The following is a 17,292-nucleotide window of genomic DNA, read 5'->3' on the forward strand; positions in this document are numbered from 1 at the left end:
ATCAGCCCTCGATGTTGTGCATGACGTGCTTGATCCGGGTGTAGTCCTCCAGGCTGTAGACCGACAGGTCCTTGCCGTGGCCGGAGTGCTTGAAGCCGCCGTGCGGCATCTCCGAGACGAACGGGATGTGCGTGTTCACCCAGACGCAGCCGAAGTCCAGCCGGCGGGTCATCCGCATGGCCCGGCCGTGGTCGCGCGTCCACACCGAGGCGGACAGGCCGTAGTCCACGCCGTTGGCCCAGCGCACCGCCTCGTCCTCGTCGGAGAAGCGCTGCACGGTGATGACCGGCCCGAACACCTCGTCCTGGATGATCTCGTCGGTCTGGCGTACGCCGGAGACCACGGTCGGGGCGTAGAAGAAGCCGCGCTCGCCGACCCGCCCACCACCGGTGGTGACGTTCGCGTGGTCCGGCAGACGGTCCACGAAGCCGCTCACCCGGGCGAGCTGGTTGGCGTTGTTCAGCGGGCCGTAGAGCACGTCGGCGTCGTCCGGCGCGCCGGTGCGGGTGTTGCGGGCCTGCTCGGTGAGCGCGGCCACGAAGTCCTCGTGGATGCCCGGCCCGGTGAGCACGCGGGTCGCCGCCGTGCAGTCCTGACCGGCGTTGAAGTAGCCGCCCATCGCGATCGCCTCGGCCGCCGCCGCCACGTCCGCGTCGTCGAAGATCACCACCGGGGCCTTGCCGCCCAGCTCCAGGTGCGTCCGCTTCAGGTCCGGCGCCGCCGCGGCGGCGACCTCCATGCCCGCGCGGGTCGAGCCGGTGATCGACACGAGCTGCGGCGTCGGGTGGGAGACCAGCGCACGGCCGGTGTCCCGGTCGCCGCAGACCACGTTGAAGACGCCCGGCGGCAGGTGCTCGGCGGCGATCTCGGCCAGCAGCAGCGTCGACACCGGCGTGGTGTCGGACGGCTTCAGCACCACCGCGTTGCCCGCCGCCAGCGCCGGGGCGATCTTCCAGACCGCCATCATCAGCGGGTAGTTCCAGGGGGTCACCTGGGCGCAGACGCCGATCGGCTCGCGCCGCACGTACGAGGTGTGCCCGGCCAGGTACTCACCGGCCGAACGCCCCTCCAGCAGGCGGGCCGCACCGGCGAAGAAGCGCAGCTCGTCCACTGCCGGCGGCAGCTCCTCCTCGGTGGTGAGCTGCCGGGGCTTGCCCGTGTTGCGGACCTCCGCGTCCACCAGCTCGGCGGCCCGCGCCTCCACCGCGTCGGCGAACTTCAGCAACGCCCGCTGCCGCTCGCCCGGCGTGGCGTCCCGCCAGGTCTCGAACGCGGCGGAGGCGGCCTTCATCGCCGCGTCCACGTCCGCCGCGCCGGAGACCGGGGCCTGGGCGAAGACCTCGCCGGTGCACGGGTCGATCAGGTCGGCGTAGCCGCCGTCCACCGGTTCGACGTACTCGCCGTTGACGAAGTTGCGCAGCTGCTGCTGGTCGCTCATCAGAAGTCTCCGAGAAGGTGGCCGGGGAGAGGGTCAGCGGAGGTTATCGCAATCTGACTGCCATCTTGGCTACTAAATCCGAGGCAGACAAGGGTTTGGGCAACTGTTTCCGCGTGGGCGCTTCTGGTCTAGGCTGCCGGGCGTGGAGCCGAGAGCCTTCTACGTCGCCGGTCGCCCCGCCCACGGCGAGAGCGAACTGACAGTCACCCACCCGTACGACGGGCAGCCGGTGGGGCGTACCACGCTCGCCACGGCCGACCAGGTCGAAGCCGCCGTCGCGGGCGCCGCCGGGGTGGCCGCGGAGGCCGCGGCCCTGCCCGCGCACGCCCGCGCGGCGGCCCTGGACCACGTCTCCCGCCGGCTCGCCGAGCGGGCCGACGAGGTCGCCGCGCTGATCACCGCCGAGAACGGCAAGCCGGTCAAGTGGGCCAGGGCGGAGGTGGGACGCGCGATCTCCACGTTCCGCTGGGCCGCCGAGGAGGCCCGCCGCTTCTCCGGCGACCTGCAGCGGCTCGACACCGACCCCGCCGCCACCGGGCGGATCGCCCTGGTCCGGCGCGTGCCGCGCGGCCCGGTGCTCGGCATCACCCCGTTCAACTTCCCGCTCAACCTGGTCGCCCACAAGGTCGCCCCGGCGCTCGCCGTCGGCGCCCCGATCGTGGTCAAGCCGGCCCCGGCCACCCCGCTCACCGCGCTGCTGCTCGGCGAGATCCTGGCCGAGACCGACCTGCCCGAGGGCATGTTCTCGGTGCTGCCGCTGCCGAACGAGCGCGCCGCCGAACTGGTCACCGACCCCCGGCTGCCGGTGGTGTCGTTCACCGGCTCCGGACCGGTCGGCGCGGCCATCCGCCGGGCCGCGCCGGACAAGCACGTCACGCTGGAACTCGGCGGAAACGCCGCGGCGGTGATCTGCGCGGACTGGTCGGCCGACGAGGACCTGACCTTCGCCGCGCAGCGCATCGCCACGTTCTCCAACTATCAGGCCGGGCAGTCGTGCATCGCGGTGCAGCGGGTCTACGTGCACGAACGGCTCTACGACGGTTTCCTGCCCCGGCTCGTCGCGGCGGTGCGGGCGCTACGCACCGGTGACCCGCGCTCCGAGCAGACCGACGTCGGCCCGCTGGTGTCGGTCGAGGCGGCGCAGCGCGTCGAGGACTGGGTGGACGAGGCGGTCGCCGTCGGCGCGGTGGTCGAGGCCGGCGGGCGGCGCGACGGCGCCACCTACCCGCCCACAGTGCTCAGCGGCGTGCCCGCCGACGCCAAGGTGTGCGCCGAGGAGGTGTTCGGGCCGGTGCTCGTGGTCGCCCCGGTCGCCGACGACCGGGCCGCGTTCGCCGCCGTCAACGACTCCGCGTACGGCCTCCAGGCCGGCGTGTTCACCCACCGGCTCGACGTGGCGTTCGACGCCGCCCGCACGCTGGAGGTCGGCGGCGTGATCGTCGGAGACGTGCCGTCGTACCGGGCCGACCAGATGCCGTACGGCGGGACGAAGGGCTCCGGGGTCGGGCGGGAAGGGCTGCGCAGCGCCATGGACGACTACACCGAACCCCGGGTCACGGTGCTGACCGGCGTGGCCCTCTGATCGTCACCAGGTGCCGTCGTCGCGGACCCGGGCGGGGGCGCGGCCGAGGAGCAGGGTGGTGAGGGCGGCGTCGATGTCGGCCCCGAGGAACCACTCGCCGGCCTGGTCGAGGGCGAAGATCCGGCCGTGCTCGTCGACCGCGAGGATGCTCTCCTGGCGTTCGCTGCCGAGCGGGAAGAGGCGGGCGCCCAGGACGGCGGCGAAGTCGGCGAGGGAGTCGGCGGTGTGCGCGGCCCGCAGCGGATTCGTGGTGAACTGGCTGATCCAGACCTGCTCCCCGGGCCCTCGCCGTCGGCTCAGGACGGCCGGGAACGCGGTGAGCGCTGCCTCTGCGGCAGGGAAGGGCTCATGCCGGTGATGCTGTCCCGCGATCGCCTTCGTCTCGGCCATCGCGCCCATCGCGAGTGCCTCGTTGAAGATGCTGACCTGCCACCCGCCTTCGATGAGCGCGTGGGCGACCTCGTCCGGAAACCGTCCGGGTTCGATGACGGGGCGCGGCTCCGGTCGCCATTCCTCCACGAACGCGAGGTCGGCCCACGGCAGCACCCCGATCCGCACCAGGAACTTGACGCACGAGTCGCAGGGAAGTTCGGCGAGCCCTCCCAGCGGGTCACCCGGCTCGCGGCTGCGGTAGACCTCGATCCGGCTGGCGCCGAGCAGGTCACGGGCCTCCTCGATGGACAGTGGCGGCAGACCATCGGCGGCCCGGCGGTGGTCGTGCTCGTACAGCGCGTCGGAGACGACGATCATCTCGGCGTGCCGCTCGCCGCCGCGTACCAGGTGGCCGGCGGGTAGTTCCTCCAGATAGGACCGCACGAGCGGGTGGTGCCGCACCTCGATGTCGCCCTTCGCGCCCTGCGCGACGTGCTGCCGGCCGTCGAGCGTGAGGTGCGCTGCCGCGCCGGGCGTGGGCAGCCGGGTCAGCTCGCGGAGCAGTTGGGCGGCCGGATCGACGGTACGCGGAGCGCGTGGCTCGGCCGGGCGTCGCTGGCGGTACATCTCCTCGACCGCCGGAGCCGGGATCCGCGGCCAGGTCGACACCTCGCCGGTCTCCTTGTCGATCACAGTGGTCGGCAGGTCGCCGGGCAGCGCCCGGGCGTCGGTCGACACCGTGGAGCTGACCAGGTAGCCCAGGTCGAACTCCTCGACCACAGGAGTGCAGGGAAAACCGAGACGTTCGGAGTCCCGCCGGGCCCACACGGAGGCGATCTGCTCGGCCTGCTGTCGCTCGATCACCACCTGAAATTACCGGACCCCACGGGTTTCGTGGCACCCGGTATGGTCGGCCCTACCCACGGTGACGAAAGGGGAGCGACGGTGGCCGAGAGTGCGGACCGGGATGCGAACCGTGCACTGCGCGCGCGATTCGACGAGGTGTACGGCCAATACCAGCGCCTGCGGTCCGGTCTGGACGAACTCCAGATCAAACTGGCCGAGCTGCGGGTGACCGAACGCTCCGACGACGGTCAGGTGACCGCGGTGGTGGGCGCGCGAGGCGAGCTCATCAGCGTCGAGGTGAGCCCGGCGGTGTTCCGCGACCGGGACGCCCGGGCGTTGAGCCGGAAGATCACCGAGACCGTGCTGCGCGCCTCCACCGCCGCGACCACCGCGACCCGGGAGCTGGTCTCCGGCTACCTGCCGCCGGGTTCCCCGTCGGTCGAGTTCCTGCGTACCAACGACTTCGGCGCGCTGCTCGGCCGGGCCGACTCCGTGCTGGCCCGCGGCGAGTGACAGGTGGCCGGGGGAGAGATCTGGCTGGACCCCGACCGGGCCCGCCGCGGCGGTGCTGACCTGGCGTTGTCGGGGCGGGCGGTGAGCGCGGCCCGGCGGGAGACGGGCGATCCGATCGCCGTCGCGAGCGCCCAGCGGCCCTGGGGCCGAGACGACATCGGCGCCGCCTTCGACAAGCACTACCAGGGTTACGCCGAGACGCTGCTGCGCGCGTGGGAGCTTCTCGGCCGGTCGCTCGACGTGCTTGGGTCGGACGTCGTCCGTTCGGTCGCGGCCACCGTCGAGACAGACCTGAGCAACGCCCGCGACCTCGGGAAGATCCCGCAGCAAGGGCACCACCCCCATCGGCCCCGGCGCTGACCACCGGAGGACCCGCGCGTGAGCATGCTGCCCAGCCCGATCCCGCACCCGCTCGACTTCTGCCCTTGGGACGTGCCCGGCTGGATCTATGAGGCGCTCGACTGGGTGGTCGGCGTCGAGTGGCCGGAGGGCAACGAGCGGTCCGTCTGGGACCTGGCCGACCAGTGGTACGGCGTGGCCGGCGTCCTGACCCGTCCGCGCGACGACGCGATGACCGCCGCCGGTGAGGTGAGGAGCGGCTACGGGGGAGTCGGCCTGGTCGCCGGCGCGTTCGACAAGGCCTGGCACAAGCTCGCCGAGGGCGACGACGCGCCGCTGCACGTCCTGATCTCGGCCACCGACGAGTTGGCGCGGCTGGTCGACTCCTGCGGCTGTGACATCGAGGGCGCGAAGCTGGAAGCCTGGATCGAGCTGGGCATCCTGGTCATCGAGTTGCTGTCGCTGGCGGTGGCGGCAGTGCTCACCCTGGGCGCCGCCTCCCCGGCGGCCGCCGCAGCGGTCACCGCCACGCGGGTCGTGGTGCAGCAGATCTTCAAGCGGCTGGTGGCCCAGCTCGCACGGAAGGCGGTCAAGCAGGGCCTCAAGGAGGCGGGTGAACGGGCCGCGAAGGAGGTGGCCAAGTCCGGTGCTCGCAAGCTGGCCCGGCAGGCCGTGGTCGGTGGGCTGCTGGAGGCCGGTCAGGAGGCGGCCACCAGCCTCGGCACCCAGGCGTATCAGAACTCCACCGGCCGGCGGAGCGGCCTCGACCTGACCGACGTGAGCACGTCGGCCCTCGGCGGATTCGCCGGCGGTGCCGTCGCCCCGCTTGCCGGTCTGGGCCGGCACGCCAACGGGCGCTTCGCCGAGATCGGCGAGCGTTTCGGGCGGGAGATGGCCGGCGAGACGCTCGCCGAGACCGCCGCTGGTCTGGCCACCGGCAACGGACCGTCGCTGGAGGATCTGGCGCGTGCGGCGGCCTCCGGTGTGACCGGGTCCGCCACCGGCCAGGCGGACTCGGCACTGCACCACCGCCTCGACGGGAAGTTGAGCGGCCTGCCGGTCTCGCCGGTCGGCCTGGACGTGCCGCCCGTCACCGATCCGGTCGGGCTGATCCCGGCCCAGCGGGTTGCCGAGCCGGTCGTCCAGAGCGGCGATGCGACGGCGGGGGCGGTCCCCGTGACCCCCACGCACGTCTCGCCCGAAGTCGCCGGGGCACACCCGCTCGCCGTGGACCTGCCCCGCCCGGGCCCGGAGCCGACGGCCACGGCGCCGCACGCCGGTGCCGCCCTGGACGGCGCGGCCGTGCCGCACGACGTGGCACGTCCGACGGTCGCCACGAGTCCCACATTGTCGTCGGTGGTCACGGACGCGCCAGTCGCCGGTCCGCCCCTCCCCGCGACCGGAGCCCATGGCGGCGCGGGTCCGGTGGTGACGCCGGTCGACCATGCCACACCGTCTACGACCACCCCGGTTCAGGCGGCAGCCGCACCGACGACACATCCCGCCTCGCTCGCCGATCGACCGTTGGCTGCGGCACCAACTCCTACAGACCGGGCTGCGCACATCAGCAACGGAAGCCTTGTGGGACAGTCATCGGTCTCACCGGTGAGCCCTCAGCCGGGACCGCATCCGGGAGCGCCGAATGTCGGGCCCGAACCCCGGCCAGGGCCCAACCCCCGATTTCCGCTGCTGGAGTCCTTGGCTCCGCATAACCCGCCTACCGACACGCCGGGGCCGAATCCTGGTCCGATCGATGTCCAGCCGTGGCATCGCGAGACCGCCCAGCAGCGCGCCGCGCGGCTGAAGGCCGATCGGGAGGGCCTCGACCGGCGCCGCTACCAGGGCTACCTGCGGTCACAGCGTGCCCTGCACGAGGAGAACAGGCGGCAGGCGCAGATCAAGGTGCTACGTGGTCGCGCCGAACAGCATTACGAGGCGGCGCGCTGGCTCCTGACCCGGGCACACGAGCTGCGCCAGGCCGGCCAGCACGACCTTGCCGACAGGCACGTGTGGGAGGGCCGGCGGCGAGAACGCCTGCACTACCGAGACGTCGACGAGGTGGAGGTGATCCGCGCCGGCGGGCGTCTGCCGGAGCAGGTGATGGTCGAGGACGACCTCGACTTCTACCGGATCAACGACGACGTGGCGGACCTGGCCGTCGGTGCGGTGGAGACCACCGACCGCTCCGCGCTCACCGGTAACGGTCACCCCGAGCCGGTCGACAGATCCCGGCCCTACGGCCGCCGGGGAGGACTCCGGCCTCCGCTCGCGTTGCACCAGACCGACCTCGAACGGCAGATGCCCCGCAACCCGGACGGCAGCGTCGCGCGTACCGCCGATCCCCGGCGCGGCGGCTGGTTCCGCCTCGCCAACGACGGCGGACCGGCGGCCGACGCCACCCGGGGGATCAACTGCCTCGACTGCACGTTGTCGCTGTTCGAGACCTGGGTCCACGGGCGGCCGCGCGTCGCCGCGCCGCGTACGTTCGACGGCTATCTGAACGGCGACGTGAACCGGCCGGTGGGCGGCGAGGCGGACGGACCGCTGCGGGTCGAGCAGACGACCGGCGGCCGGTTCCAGAACCTCTGCCCGCCGGATCGGCCCGGGATCACCGGCCGGGACCGGCAGCGGCTGGTGGACGGCGGCTACCGGGACCTGTATGCGCAACTCGCGTCGGGCGGCCACGGCAGCTACGCGTTCCTCATCACCAGCTTCGAGGGCGGCGGGTCGCACGCGTGGGTGGCGTTGAACCAGAACGGCACTGTCCTCTTCCTCGATCCGCAGTCGGGCGCGGTGGCGGACCGGCCGATCTACCACCACAGCGGCCGTCCGGACCGCAGCAACGTGGTGGGTGTCGACGCTCTGGTGCTCGGCCCCGACGGGCGCCCGATGCCGCTCACCGGCCGCCCACCCGGCACCTACAACGTCCTGCCCGAGCCGCTGCCCCGCCCGGTGCAGCCACGGCCGCCAGCGCCGGTCGTCGACGGCCACGTTCCGGACTTCAACCACGTTCACCTGCTCGGCGAGTCCACCACCTTCCACCGCGGGACTGACGGACCGCTGCCGGGCAACGCGCCGCCGGTCGAGCCGGAACCGAACCGGGTACGCCAGGACCACCGGCAGGCGCACGCCGACCGGATCGCGGCCGGGCTCTACGTGCGCGACGTGCTCGCGGAGAGCGGGAACCTGGATGCCGCCTTCGCCGCCGGGGTGACACCAGTCGAGCTGGCGCAGCACGCCGACGTGCCGGCGCTGCGACGGCTCGTACCCGGCCTGGACGAGGGCGCCGCGACCGATCTCACCCGGTTGTTCGCCGACCCGCGGGTACAGCGGATGCTCGACCAGAGCTGGGAAGCGCCGCCGCGACGGGAGGAGTTGCTGGCCGAGACGCTGGTGCGACAGCTCGCGGAGCGGCCCGACCTGGTCCGGATGATCCTCGCCACACCCGAACTCGCCAACTCGCTGACCGCCCGCCCGCTGACCCTGTACCACCTGGCCAGCCACCAGCAGGCCATAGACGTGTTGCAAGGCGTGGTAGGCGAGATCCGGGAACGTGGGGCTGACGTAGTTGCAACGACGAAACAGCCGGCCCCGATGCCGACTCCATTGACAGTCGCCCACTTGGCGGTGAGTGGATCTTTTACGACTGATGGCGCAGAGGCGGTACAGCCGGGTTTCGATCTGGCACGACTCGGCGACGCCGTCTATGGAAAGCAGTATCTGGACCAGTTGTATGAGGAAGCTGCCGTCGCGCAGTCGGAGCTCAACTCCCTGGGACGAGATTTGGCAGAGTCATGCGGTGGTGGTGCCGAATATCACCCGCGTCGCGAGCCCAAGGACCGCGCACGGGCCGAGGACAAGATCAAGGGCTACGGCGGCGATGCGTCACAGCTGAAGGATCTCGCGGGCGGCTACGTCTCGTTCGGCAACCTGGACGAACTCTACGGCGGGCTCGCGCGTCTGAGGAACGACTGGCGATTGCATCTGGTGAAGTTCGAAGACCGCTTCCAGAGCCCCCAGAACAGTGGATACCGAGACGTGCAGATGTTCCTTCGTGCCTCCAACGGGCACATCGCAGAGTTCCGGCTGCAACTGGCGCCACTCGACAAAGTGGCGACCTGGGAACACTCGCTCTTCGAAGTGCGCCGTGACCTCGAAGCGGTTGCTCGCGAGGAGGGACGTAGCGTGACGGTGACGGAGTCCGCCATTCGTCGGGGGGTGCTTCGGCGCCAGCGTGAGCTGTTCTGGGCGGCTCTGCAGACGGCGCTGCACCAGGAGAGTGAGTGATGGCCACAGCCGACGGCATCGAACTTCCCGCCTATTTCGAGCACTACGACACGCCTGTGAAGCTGGTCGCCACGCCGGACGGCGGCCATGCCGCCTGGAAGCTGGATCGCTCGACGGGGGGTTGGCGGCCGGCAGACGATCTCGTCGACGACGTGATCGGTGGCGTGGGCGGCGAGATCTATGTGCGCTCCGCTGATGCCTTCGTGCAGCACGTCGAGCAGCTGCGCGGACGCTACCTGAAGGGCGAGGGGCCGATCTTCGCGCTCTACGAAACGGTCCGAGCGCTCGAGGCGCCCGCCATCGCGGAGAGGCGACCGTTCACCACGGAGGAGGCGGCTCTGATTAAGGGGATCCGGCGGCGGACCTTCGTGATGTTCGAGGAACAGCTCCAACAGGCCGGTGACCACGCCGCCGACCCCACCATCGCCTCCTGAGACAGCCGCGAACGACATGCCCTCCACCGACGGCCCACCCGTGCCCTATGTGCCGCCCGCCGACGCGGCGGAGGCGAGACGCGTACAGGAGGAGTTGCGGTCCCGGGTGGACCTGACCGGGCCCGGTCCTGCCGCGCCCGCGACGGTGGCCGGGCTGGACGTGGCGTACGCGCAGGACGCTGACCTGCTCGCGGCGGCCGTCACGGTCCTCGACGCGGCGACCCTCGAGGTGGTGGACGAGGCGGTGTGCGTGGGGCGACCCGCCTTTCCGTACGTGCCGGGGCTGTTCGCGTTCCGCGAGATGCCGGCGTTGCTCGCCGCGCTGGACCGGCTCACCACCCGTCCCGAGCTGCTGGTCTGTGACGGGCACGGGCTTGCGCACCCGCGCCGGTTCGGGCTGGCTTGTCACCTTGGCCTGGTGACCGGGCTGCCCGCGATCGGGGTGGGCAAGACGCCGCTCGTCGGCACGTGGACCGGGCCGGGCCCTCGGCGTGGTGACAGCGCCGACCTGTGCGACGGCGGCGAGGTGGTCGGGCGGGTGCTGCGGACCCAGGACGGTGTCCGGCCGGTCTTCGTCAGCGTCGGCCACCGGATGGGGTTGAACGACGCGGTGGATCGGGTATTGGCACTGACGCCCCGGTAGCGGCTGCCGGAGACGACCCGTACGGCCGACCGGCTCTGCCGGCAGGCCCTCGCCGGGGCGGACGCGTCGGGCGGTGACCTGGGCGGGCGGTGATCGCGTGGCGCGGCGCACATGTGGGCCGCTCGATGCTCCGGGGCCTGACCGGGCCGGTAGTAACCTGGCCGGCGGATCCGGTCCGGACGCAACGGTGAGGTGGAGATGTCGGCAGGGCGGCAAGCGGCGCGATGGGCCATCGTCGGCGCGCTGCTGGGTGGCCTGATCGCCGTCCCGGCGTCACCGGCGTCGGCCCGGGACGACCGGGTGGGACTGCGCTCGGCGAAGAGCTTCACCGCCGGTGGCGCGCCGGGCACCGTGGCGATCGAGGTGCGCAAGCGGACGGACGGCTGCGTGCGGTTGCGTACCGTGGTCGGGCTCCGCCTGGACGGCCTGCGGGCCGATCAGGTCCGGGTAGAGATGGCGTCCGGGCGGCGATGGGTGCCGGTGCGGGTCTCCGGGGACGGCGGCACCGTCGCCACGGCCGCCGTCGCGCCGGTCGACCGGCCGCTCTGCAAGGGCAAGGCCGTCACCGTGCGCTACCGGGTGTCCTTCCTGGCCGGGGCCGCCGATGGTCGGCTGGAGCTGGCCGGCGAGGCGAGTGCCGCGGACGGCGAGGTGCTCGGCCGGGCCGGTGGGTCGGCCCGGCTGGTCGGCGACCCGCGCACACCCAGCCCCAGTCCGTCCCGCAAGCCCTCGCCCACGCCCAGCGCGAGCGAGACCACGGCGGCCGAGGCGGCCGACACGTCGCCGGTGGCCGCCGCCGCGCCCCCGGCCACCGCCGCGGCCGACGACTCGTCGTTCGGAGGATCCATGATCATGTGGTTCGGTATCGGGCTGGTGCTCGCCGGCGCCGCCCTCATCGTCCTGCTGCTGCGCCGCAACCGCGCCGACCGCGCCGGTGGCGGCGCGGACGCCGGCCTTCCGCCGGTGCCGCTGCCGCGCAGCACCACCACCTACCGTTCCGGCACACCCGGACCGGCCCCCACGGTGTACGGGGGCACGCCGCCGCCCCGCGCGGCCGGCAACGTGTACGGCGCGCCCGCGCCCGCCCCGGCGCCACCGGCACCGGCGGGCGGGGACGCGACAATCGTTGTGCCGCCGCCCTCGCCCCCGGCGGGCGGCGACGCGACGACCGTTCTGCCCCGCTTGCCGGACTGAGCCGGAACCCGACCCGCTCCCGGGGTTACCGTGACCGTGAGTGGTCATGCCGTTACCCGGAGGGCGCCACCTGTCCGGCTGGAGGACGGAACACCGGGGCCGAACGGGGCCCGGTGCCGTGGCCGCTCGGCCGATAAGATCGCGTGCGCCGCTCGGCACCGCCGACCGGTGAGACCGCATACGTGGAAGGAGCCGCGCCGTGGCCCTGGACCCGCAGTTGCTCGACATCCTCGCCTGCCCGGACACGCACCACGCCCCGCTGGACTACGACGCGGGGGCGCAGACGCTGACCTGCACCGAGTGCGGTCGCATCTTCGAGGTCCGGGACGACGTCCCGGTGCTCCTGCTGGACGAGGCGCGCGGTGGCCCCGCCGCCGACGAGGCGCGGGGCGGGTCGTCGCGGTGATGGAGGGTACGGCCGGGGTCAGCGGGCACCGGCACGCCGACGAGGCCCTGCTGGACGACGCGGCGCAGCTCTCCGAGCGGGATCCGGGCGGCATGCTCCGGCACACCGCGTCCGCAGGTGCCCAGGTACGTGAGTCGGCGGCGCTTGCCGCCGAGGCCAATCTGTCAGTGCTTGCCGACGACGGCCGGCCCCGCGCGGTGGTCATCGCCGGCATCGGCACCGCCGGGCGTACCGGTGACGTGCTGGCCACGGTCGCCGGGCCGCGCTGTCCGGTGCCGGTCATCCCGCACCGCAGCGCCGGCGTGCCGGGCTGGGTGGGCGCGGCGGACGTGGTCATCGCGGTGAGCGCGTCCGGTCGCAGCCCGGAGGCGCTCGGCGCGGCCGAGGCGGCGCACCGGCGCGGCGCCCGGCTGGTGGCTGTCGGCGCGCCCGACTCGCAGCTCCAGTCGGTGGCCGAGCGGGCCCGCGCGCCGTTCATCCCGGTGCCCCGGCGCGCGCCGGCCCGGGCCAGCCTCTGGGCGCTCACCGTGCCGGTTCTGCTCGCCGCCCGTACCCTCGGGCTCGTGAAGGTCAACGAGGCCGATCTGGCCGAGACGGCGGCCCGGCTGGACGCCGACGCCGATCGATGCCGGCCGACCGCGGAGTCCTTCGTCAACCCGGCGAAGTCGCTGGCTCTGGGCCTGTCCGGTTCGATCCCGATCGTGTGGGGTTCGTCCCCGCTGGCCACCGTGGCCGCCCGGCGGTTCGGTGACACGCTGTCCGCGAACGCCCGCTACCCGGTGGTCGCCGGTGCGCTGGGTGAGGCGGGCCGGGGCCGCGTCGGCCTGCTCGACGGGGTGTTCGGCGGCCTGGCGGAGGGCGAGCGGGACATCTTCGCCGACCCGGGCGACGACGAGTCCGACGGCACCCGGCTGCGGCTGGTGCTGCTGCGCGACGGCGGCCTCAACGCCGACGACGACACCGACGAGCCGCTGGCGGTGGAGGAGCGCCGCGCGGACGCGGTGCAGACGCTCGCCGAGCGCCGCGGTGTGCGCTGTGACGTGGTGACCGCCGAGGGCGGTTCCGCGCTGGAACGGCTCGCGTCGCTGGTGGCGGTCCCCGACTTCGCCTCGATCTACCTCGCCCTGGCACACGGGCTGGACCCGATGGCGGTACCGGCCATCACGGAGATGAAGGAGCTGGCAAACCAGTGAACATACGGGGCATCGAGCGAGGCGGGGAATGAGCGCGAACGGGGGCACCAAGGCGATCGTCGCCGCCCTGGCGGCGAACCTCGGCATCGCCGTCACCAAGTTCATCGCGTTCGCCCTCACCGGCTCGTCGTCGATGCTGGCCGAGTCGATCCACTCGGTGGCCGACTCGGGCAACCAGGGCCTGCTGCTGCTCGGCGGCCGGCGGGCCAAGCGGCAGGCCACGCCACAGCACCCGTTCGGGTACGGCCGGGAGCGCTACATCTACGCGTTCATCGTGGCGATCGTGCTGTTCAGTCTCGGTGGCCTGTTCGCGCTCTACGAGGCCTACCACAAGGCGTCCGACCCGCACCCGATCGAGAACTGGCAGTGGGTGCCGGTGGCGGTGCTGGTGGCCGCGATCGTGATGGAGGGTTTCTCCTTCCGTACCGCGATCAAGGAGTCCAACCTGATCCGGGGCAACCAGTCCTGGGTCCGGTTCATCCGCCGGGCCAAGGCCCCGGAGCTGCCTGTGGTTCTGCTGGAGGACTTCGGCGCCCTGGTCGGCCTGGTGTTCGCGCTGTTCGGCGTCGGCATGACGCTGATCACCGGCAACGGCATGTGGGACGCGGCGGGCACCGCGATGATCGGCGTCCTGCTCGTGGTCATCGCGGTCACGCTGGCGGTCGAGACCAAGAGCCTGCTGCTCGGCGAGGGCGCCGAGCAGGGCGAGCTGACAAAGATCGAGCAGGCCGTCACGAGCGGTCCCGAGGTGGAGCGGATCATCCACATGAAGACGCTCTACCTGGGCCCGGAGGAGCTGATGGTGGCCGCGAAGATCGCGGTGCCGGCCTGGGAGACCGCCCACGACCTGGCCCGTGACATCAACGCCGTCGAGGCGCGGATCCGGCGCGAGGTGCCGACCGCCCGGGTGATCTACCTGGAGCCGGACATCTACTCGCCGGCCGCCGAGCGCGCGGGCACCGGTCAGGCGGCGGACACCGCCGTCCCGGAGGCGGCGACCACCGACGAGGCGCACAGGGCCGGTGACACGCACACGGCGGGTGAGGCGCACGCGACCGGCGAGGTGGCCGGGCGGCCCGGGAGCTGACCGATGGAGTTGTTGCAGGGCCGGATCCGTGACTACGCCTGGGGCTCGCGCACCGCTATCGCCGAGTTGCAGGGGCGGCCGGTGCCGAGCAACGGGCCGGAGGCGGAGCTGTGGCTGGGTGCCCACCCGGGCGCCCCGGCCACCGTGCAGCGTGACGGCCGGCCGGTCAGCCTCACCGAACTGCTGGTGGCCGAGCCGGATCACTGGCTGGGTGAGCGGCTGGTCGGCCGGTTCGGCACCCGGCTGCCGTTCCTGCTGAAGGTGCTGGCGGCCGAGTCGCCACTGAGCCTCCAGGCCCATCCGGACGCCGAGCAGGCCCGCGCCGGGCACGCCGCCGACGTGGGGCGGGTCAACTACGTGGACCCGTACCACAAGCCGGAGTTGCTGGTGGCGCTGTCGGAGTTCGACGCGCTGTGCGGCTTCCGCGACCCGGGGGAGTCGGCGGCGGCCATCGCCGCGTTCGGGGTACCCGTGCTGGAGCCCGTGGTGGCGGCGTTGCGCGACGGGCCGGCGGGGTTGCGGGAGGCGGTACGCCTGCTGTTGAGCTGGCCGGTGGCGGAGCGCGCCGGGCTGGTGGCGGCCGTGCTGGCGGCGGCGGAGGCCGCGCCGGGCTCGGCGGACGCCGAGCTGGTCCGCATGCTGGCGTCCGGCTATCCGGCCGACCCGGGCGTGGTGGTGGCGCTGCTGCTGCACCACGTCCGGCTGGCGCCCGGCGAGGGCATCTGGATGCCGGCCGGGAATCTGCACGCCTACCTGCGCGGCACCGGCGTGGAGATCATGGCGGCCAGTGACAACGTGCTGCGCGGCGGGTTCACCGCGAAGCGGGTCGACGTGGACGAGCTGCTGCGGGTGCTCCGGTTCGAGGTGCTGACCCGGCCGGTGCTGCGGCCGGAGCAGGTGGAGCCGGGGGTGCTGACCTGGCCGGTGCCGGTGGAGGACTTCGCGCTGCACCGGGTCGAGGTGACCGCCGGGTCGCCGGGGGTGCGGCTGACACTGCCCGGGCCACGTCTGGTGCTGTGCCGGGCCGGGAAGCTGACAGTGGACGACGGCGTGGGCGTGGTGACGCTGGACGCGGGTCAGGCAGCCGTGGGTACGGCGGCCGGGGGGCCGCTGGCGGTGAGCGGGGCGGGTGAGGCATTCGTCGCCACCTGCGGGATGCCCTGATCCGGGCAAGTCCGACTTTCCCGAAACGGCTTGACGGTCCTCCAATGCGGTGTGACCCTATGGGTACGCAGCGTTGTCGCGCCGAAAGGTCCGGTGACGTGCGGGGGAACCAAACCGGGGGGATGCGCGGGGCGGCCGGGCCGTGAGTGGAGAGTTCGCTCACCACCGACCGCCCCGTGCGCTGTCCGCCGACCGGCCGATTGCGCGGTCGGCAAACCGGGCACGGAGGGAGTGGTCCGCGAGCGTAAGGTGGAAAGCTGCGCACCACCATCGTTCGACAGGAGCTTCCATGACCAGCACCCTCCCGGCGGCCTCCAGCGGCGCGTCGTCGCAGGCCCGGCCGAGCACCCTCGCCGAGGGCGACTACAAGGTGGCGGATCTGTCGCTCGCCGAGTTCGGGCGCAAGGAGATCCGGCTCGCCGAGCACGAGATGCCGGGCCTGATGGCCATCCGGCGCGAGTTCGCCGAGGCCCAGCCGCTGGCCGGCGCCCGGATCACCGGCTCGCTGCACATGACCGTCCAGACCGCCGTCCTGATCGAGACCCTTGTCGCGCTCGGCGCGCAGGTCCGCTGGGCGTCCTGCAACATCTTCTCCACCCAGGACCACGCCGCCGCGGCGATGGTGGTCGGCCCCGAGGGCACCCCGGAGGCCCCGGCCGGCGTGCCGGTCTACGCCTGGAAGGGCGAGACGCTGCCGGAGTACTGGTGGTGCACCGAGCAGGTGCTCAACTGGCCGGACGGCCAGGGTCCGAACATGATCCTGGACGACGGCGGCGACGCCACCCTGCTCGTCCACAAGGGCGCCGAGTTCGAGAAGGCCGGTGTCGTGCCGCCGGTCGAGTCCGCCGACTCCGAGGAGTACGCGGTCATCCTCGAACTCCTGCACCGCTCGCTGGCCGAGGACGGCCAGCGGTGGACCCGGATCGCCGCCGCCATCAAGGGCGTCACCGAGGAGACCACCACCGGTGTGCACCGGCTCTACGAGATGCACCGCGCCGGCACGCTGCTCTTCCCGGCCATCAACGTCAACGACTCGGTGACCAAGAGCAAGTTCGACAACAAGTACGGCTGCCGTCACTCGCTCATCGACGGCATCAACCGCGCCACCGACGTGCTGATCGGCGGCAAGATGGCAGTGGTCATGGGCTACGGCGACGTGGGCAAGGGCTGCGCCGAGTCGCTGCGCGGCCAGGGCGCCCGGGTCGTGGTGACCGAGGTCGACCCGATCTGCGCCCTCCAGGCGGCGATGGACGGCTACCAGGTCGCCACGCTCGACGACGTGGTGGAGCAGGCCGACATCTTCATCACCGCGACCGGCTGCTTCGACGTCATCACCAACGAGCACATGGCCCGGATGAAGCACCAGGCCATCGTCGGCAACATCGGCCACTTCGACAACGAGATCGACATGGCCGGCCTGGCCAAGCGCAGCGACGTGACCCGCGAGAACATCAAGCCGCAGGTCGACGTGTGGCGCTTCGACGACGGCCACGCCATCATCGTGCTCTCCGAGGGCCGCCTGCTGAACCTGGGCAACGCCACCGGCCACCCGAGCTTCGTGATGTCGAACTCGTTCGCCAACCAGACGATCGCCCAGATCGAGCTGTTCACCAAGACCGACGAATACCCGATCGGCGTCTACGTGCTGCCCAAGCACCTGGACGAGAAGGTAGCCCGGCTGCACCTGGACGCGCTCGGCGCGAAGCTGACCACGCTCACCAAGGAGCAGGCCTCCTACCTGGGCGTCTCCCAGGAGGGCCCGTTCAAGCCGGACCACTACCGCTACTGAGTCTC

At 72.5% G+C, this 17,292-nt stretch carries 14 protein-coding genes; 12 read left to right on the forward strand and 2 right to left on the reverse strand.

The window, feature by feature from the left end:
• Nucleotide 1: 1 nt before the first annotated feature.
• On the reverse strand, nt 2–1,438 hold the full coding sequence (locus AB0B20_RS12365; protein WP_354865071.1) for a gamma-aminobutyraldehyde dehydrogenase: 1,437 nt from the start codon (nt 1,436–1,438) through the stop codon (nt 2–4).
• A 142-nt stretch (nt 1,439–1,580) separates the two neighbouring features.
• On the opposite strand from AB0B20_RS12365, the gene AB0B20_RS12370 reads away from it, so the two are divergent.
• Nucleotides 1,581–3,020 carry an aldehyde dehydrogenase family protein gene (locus tag AB0B20_RS12370; protein WP_357470260.1) on the forward strand — a complete coding sequence of 480 codons (1,440 nt, stop codon included), beginning with the start codon at nt 1,581–1,583 and terminating at the stop codon, nt 3,018–3,020.
• A gap of 3 nt (nt 3,021–3,023) precedes the next feature.
• On the opposite strand, the gene AB0B20_RS12375 is transcribed toward AB0B20_RS12370, so the two are convergent.
• Nucleotides 3,024–4,256: an SUKH-3 domain-containing protein gene (locus AB0B20_RS12375; RefSeq protein WP_357470263.1), complete on the reverse strand. Its 1,233-nt coding sequence runs from the start codon at nt 4,254–4,256 to the stop codon at nt 3,024–3,026.
• Between the two features lie 81 nt (nt 4,257–4,337).
• Between AB0B20_RS12375 and AB0B20_RS12380 the strand changes: the two genes are divergently transcribed.
• The 11 genes from AB0B20_RS12380 (at nt 4,338) to ahcY (ending at nt 17,287) form a co-directional block, all read left to right on the forward strand.
• Nucleotides 4,338–4,751 carry a YbaB/EbfC family nucleoid-associated protein gene (locus tag AB0B20_RS12380; RefSeq protein ID WP_357387940.1) on the forward strand — a complete coding sequence of 138 codons (414 nt, stop codon included), beginning with the start codon at nt 4,338–4,340 and terminating at the stop codon, nt 4,749–4,751.
• 3 nt (nt 4,752–4,754) lie between these two features.
• Nucleotides 4,755–5,111, forward strand: coding sequence for a hypothetical protein (locus tag AB0B20_RS12385; protein WP_357387938.1), 357 nt, complete (start codon nt 4,755–4,757; stop codon nt 5,109–5,111).
• Nucleotides 5,112–5,456: 345 nt separating this feature from the next.
• On the forward strand, nt 5,457–9,377 hold the full coding sequence (locus AB0B20_RS12390) for a toxin glutamine deamidase domain-containing protein (protein ID WP_357470266.1): 3,921 nt from the start codon (nt 5,457–5,459) through the stop codon (nt 9,375–9,377).
• Nucleotides 9,377–9,811: a hypothetical protein gene (locus AB0B20_RS12395; protein ID WP_357470270.1), complete on the forward strand. Its 435-nt coding sequence runs from the start codon at nt 9,377–9,379 to the stop codon at nt 9,809–9,811. Before AB0B20_RS12390 ends, AB0B20_RS12395 begins: the two co-directional genes overlap by 1 nt.
• Nucleotides 9,812–9,827: 16 nt before the next feature.
• A complete protein-coding gene (locus tag AB0B20_RS12400; RefSeq protein WP_357470273.1) occupies nt 9,828–10,454 on the forward strand; it encodes an endonuclease V in 627 nt (208 codons plus the stop codon).
• A gap of 198 nt (nt 10,455–10,652) precedes the next feature.
• Nucleotides 10,653–11,648 carry a hypothetical protein gene (locus tag AB0B20_RS12405; RefSeq protein ID WP_357470276.1) on the forward strand — a complete coding sequence of 332 codons (996 nt, stop codon included), beginning with the start codon at nt 10,653–10,655 and terminating at the stop codon, nt 11,646–11,648.
• A gap of 199 nt (nt 11,649–11,847) precedes the next feature.
• Nucleotides 11,848–12,054 (forward strand): Trm112 family protein, encoded by a 207-nt coding sequence (locus tag AB0B20_RS12410; RefSeq protein ID WP_357387930.1) that lies wholly within the window; start codon nt 11,848–11,850, stop codon nt 12,052–12,054.
• The gene (locus AB0B20_RS12415; RefSeq protein ID WP_302904039.1) at nt 12,051–13,247 is read left to right on the forward strand and encodes an SIS domain-containing protein; all 1,197 of its coding nucleotides are present in this window, start codon (nt 12,051–12,053) and stop codon (nt 13,245–13,247) included. The genes AB0B20_RS12410 and AB0B20_RS12415 overlap by 4 nt, the downstream gene beginning before the upstream one ends.
• Nucleotides 13,248–13,275: 28 nt before the next feature.
• Nucleotides 13,276–14,334, forward strand: coding sequence for a cation diffusion facilitator family transporter (locus AB0B20_RS12420; protein ID WP_357387928.1), 1,059 nt, complete (start codon nt 13,276–13,278; stop codon nt 14,332–14,334).
• A gap of 3 nt (nt 14,335–14,337) precedes the next feature.
• Nucleotides 14,338–15,498 (forward strand): mannose-6-phosphate isomerase, class I, encoded by a 1,161-nt coding sequence (gene manA, locus AB0B20_RS12425; protein ID WP_357387926.1) that lies wholly within the window; start codon nt 14,338–14,340, stop codon nt 15,496–15,498.
• 289 nt (nt 15,499–15,787) lie between these two features.
• The gene (gene ahcY, locus AB0B20_RS12430) at nt 15,788–17,287 is read left to right on the forward strand and encodes an adenosylhomocysteinase (protein ID WP_357470279.1); all 1,500 of its coding nucleotides are present in this window, start codon (nt 15,788–15,790) and stop codon (nt 17,285–17,287) included.
• The last annotated feature ends 5 nt before the right edge of the window (nt 17,288–17,292 follow it).

The organism is Micromonospora sp. NPDC049151 (assembly GCF_040648395.1).
Lineage (GTDB): Bacteria > Actinomycetota > Actinomycetes > Mycobacteriales > Micromonosporaceae > Micromonospora.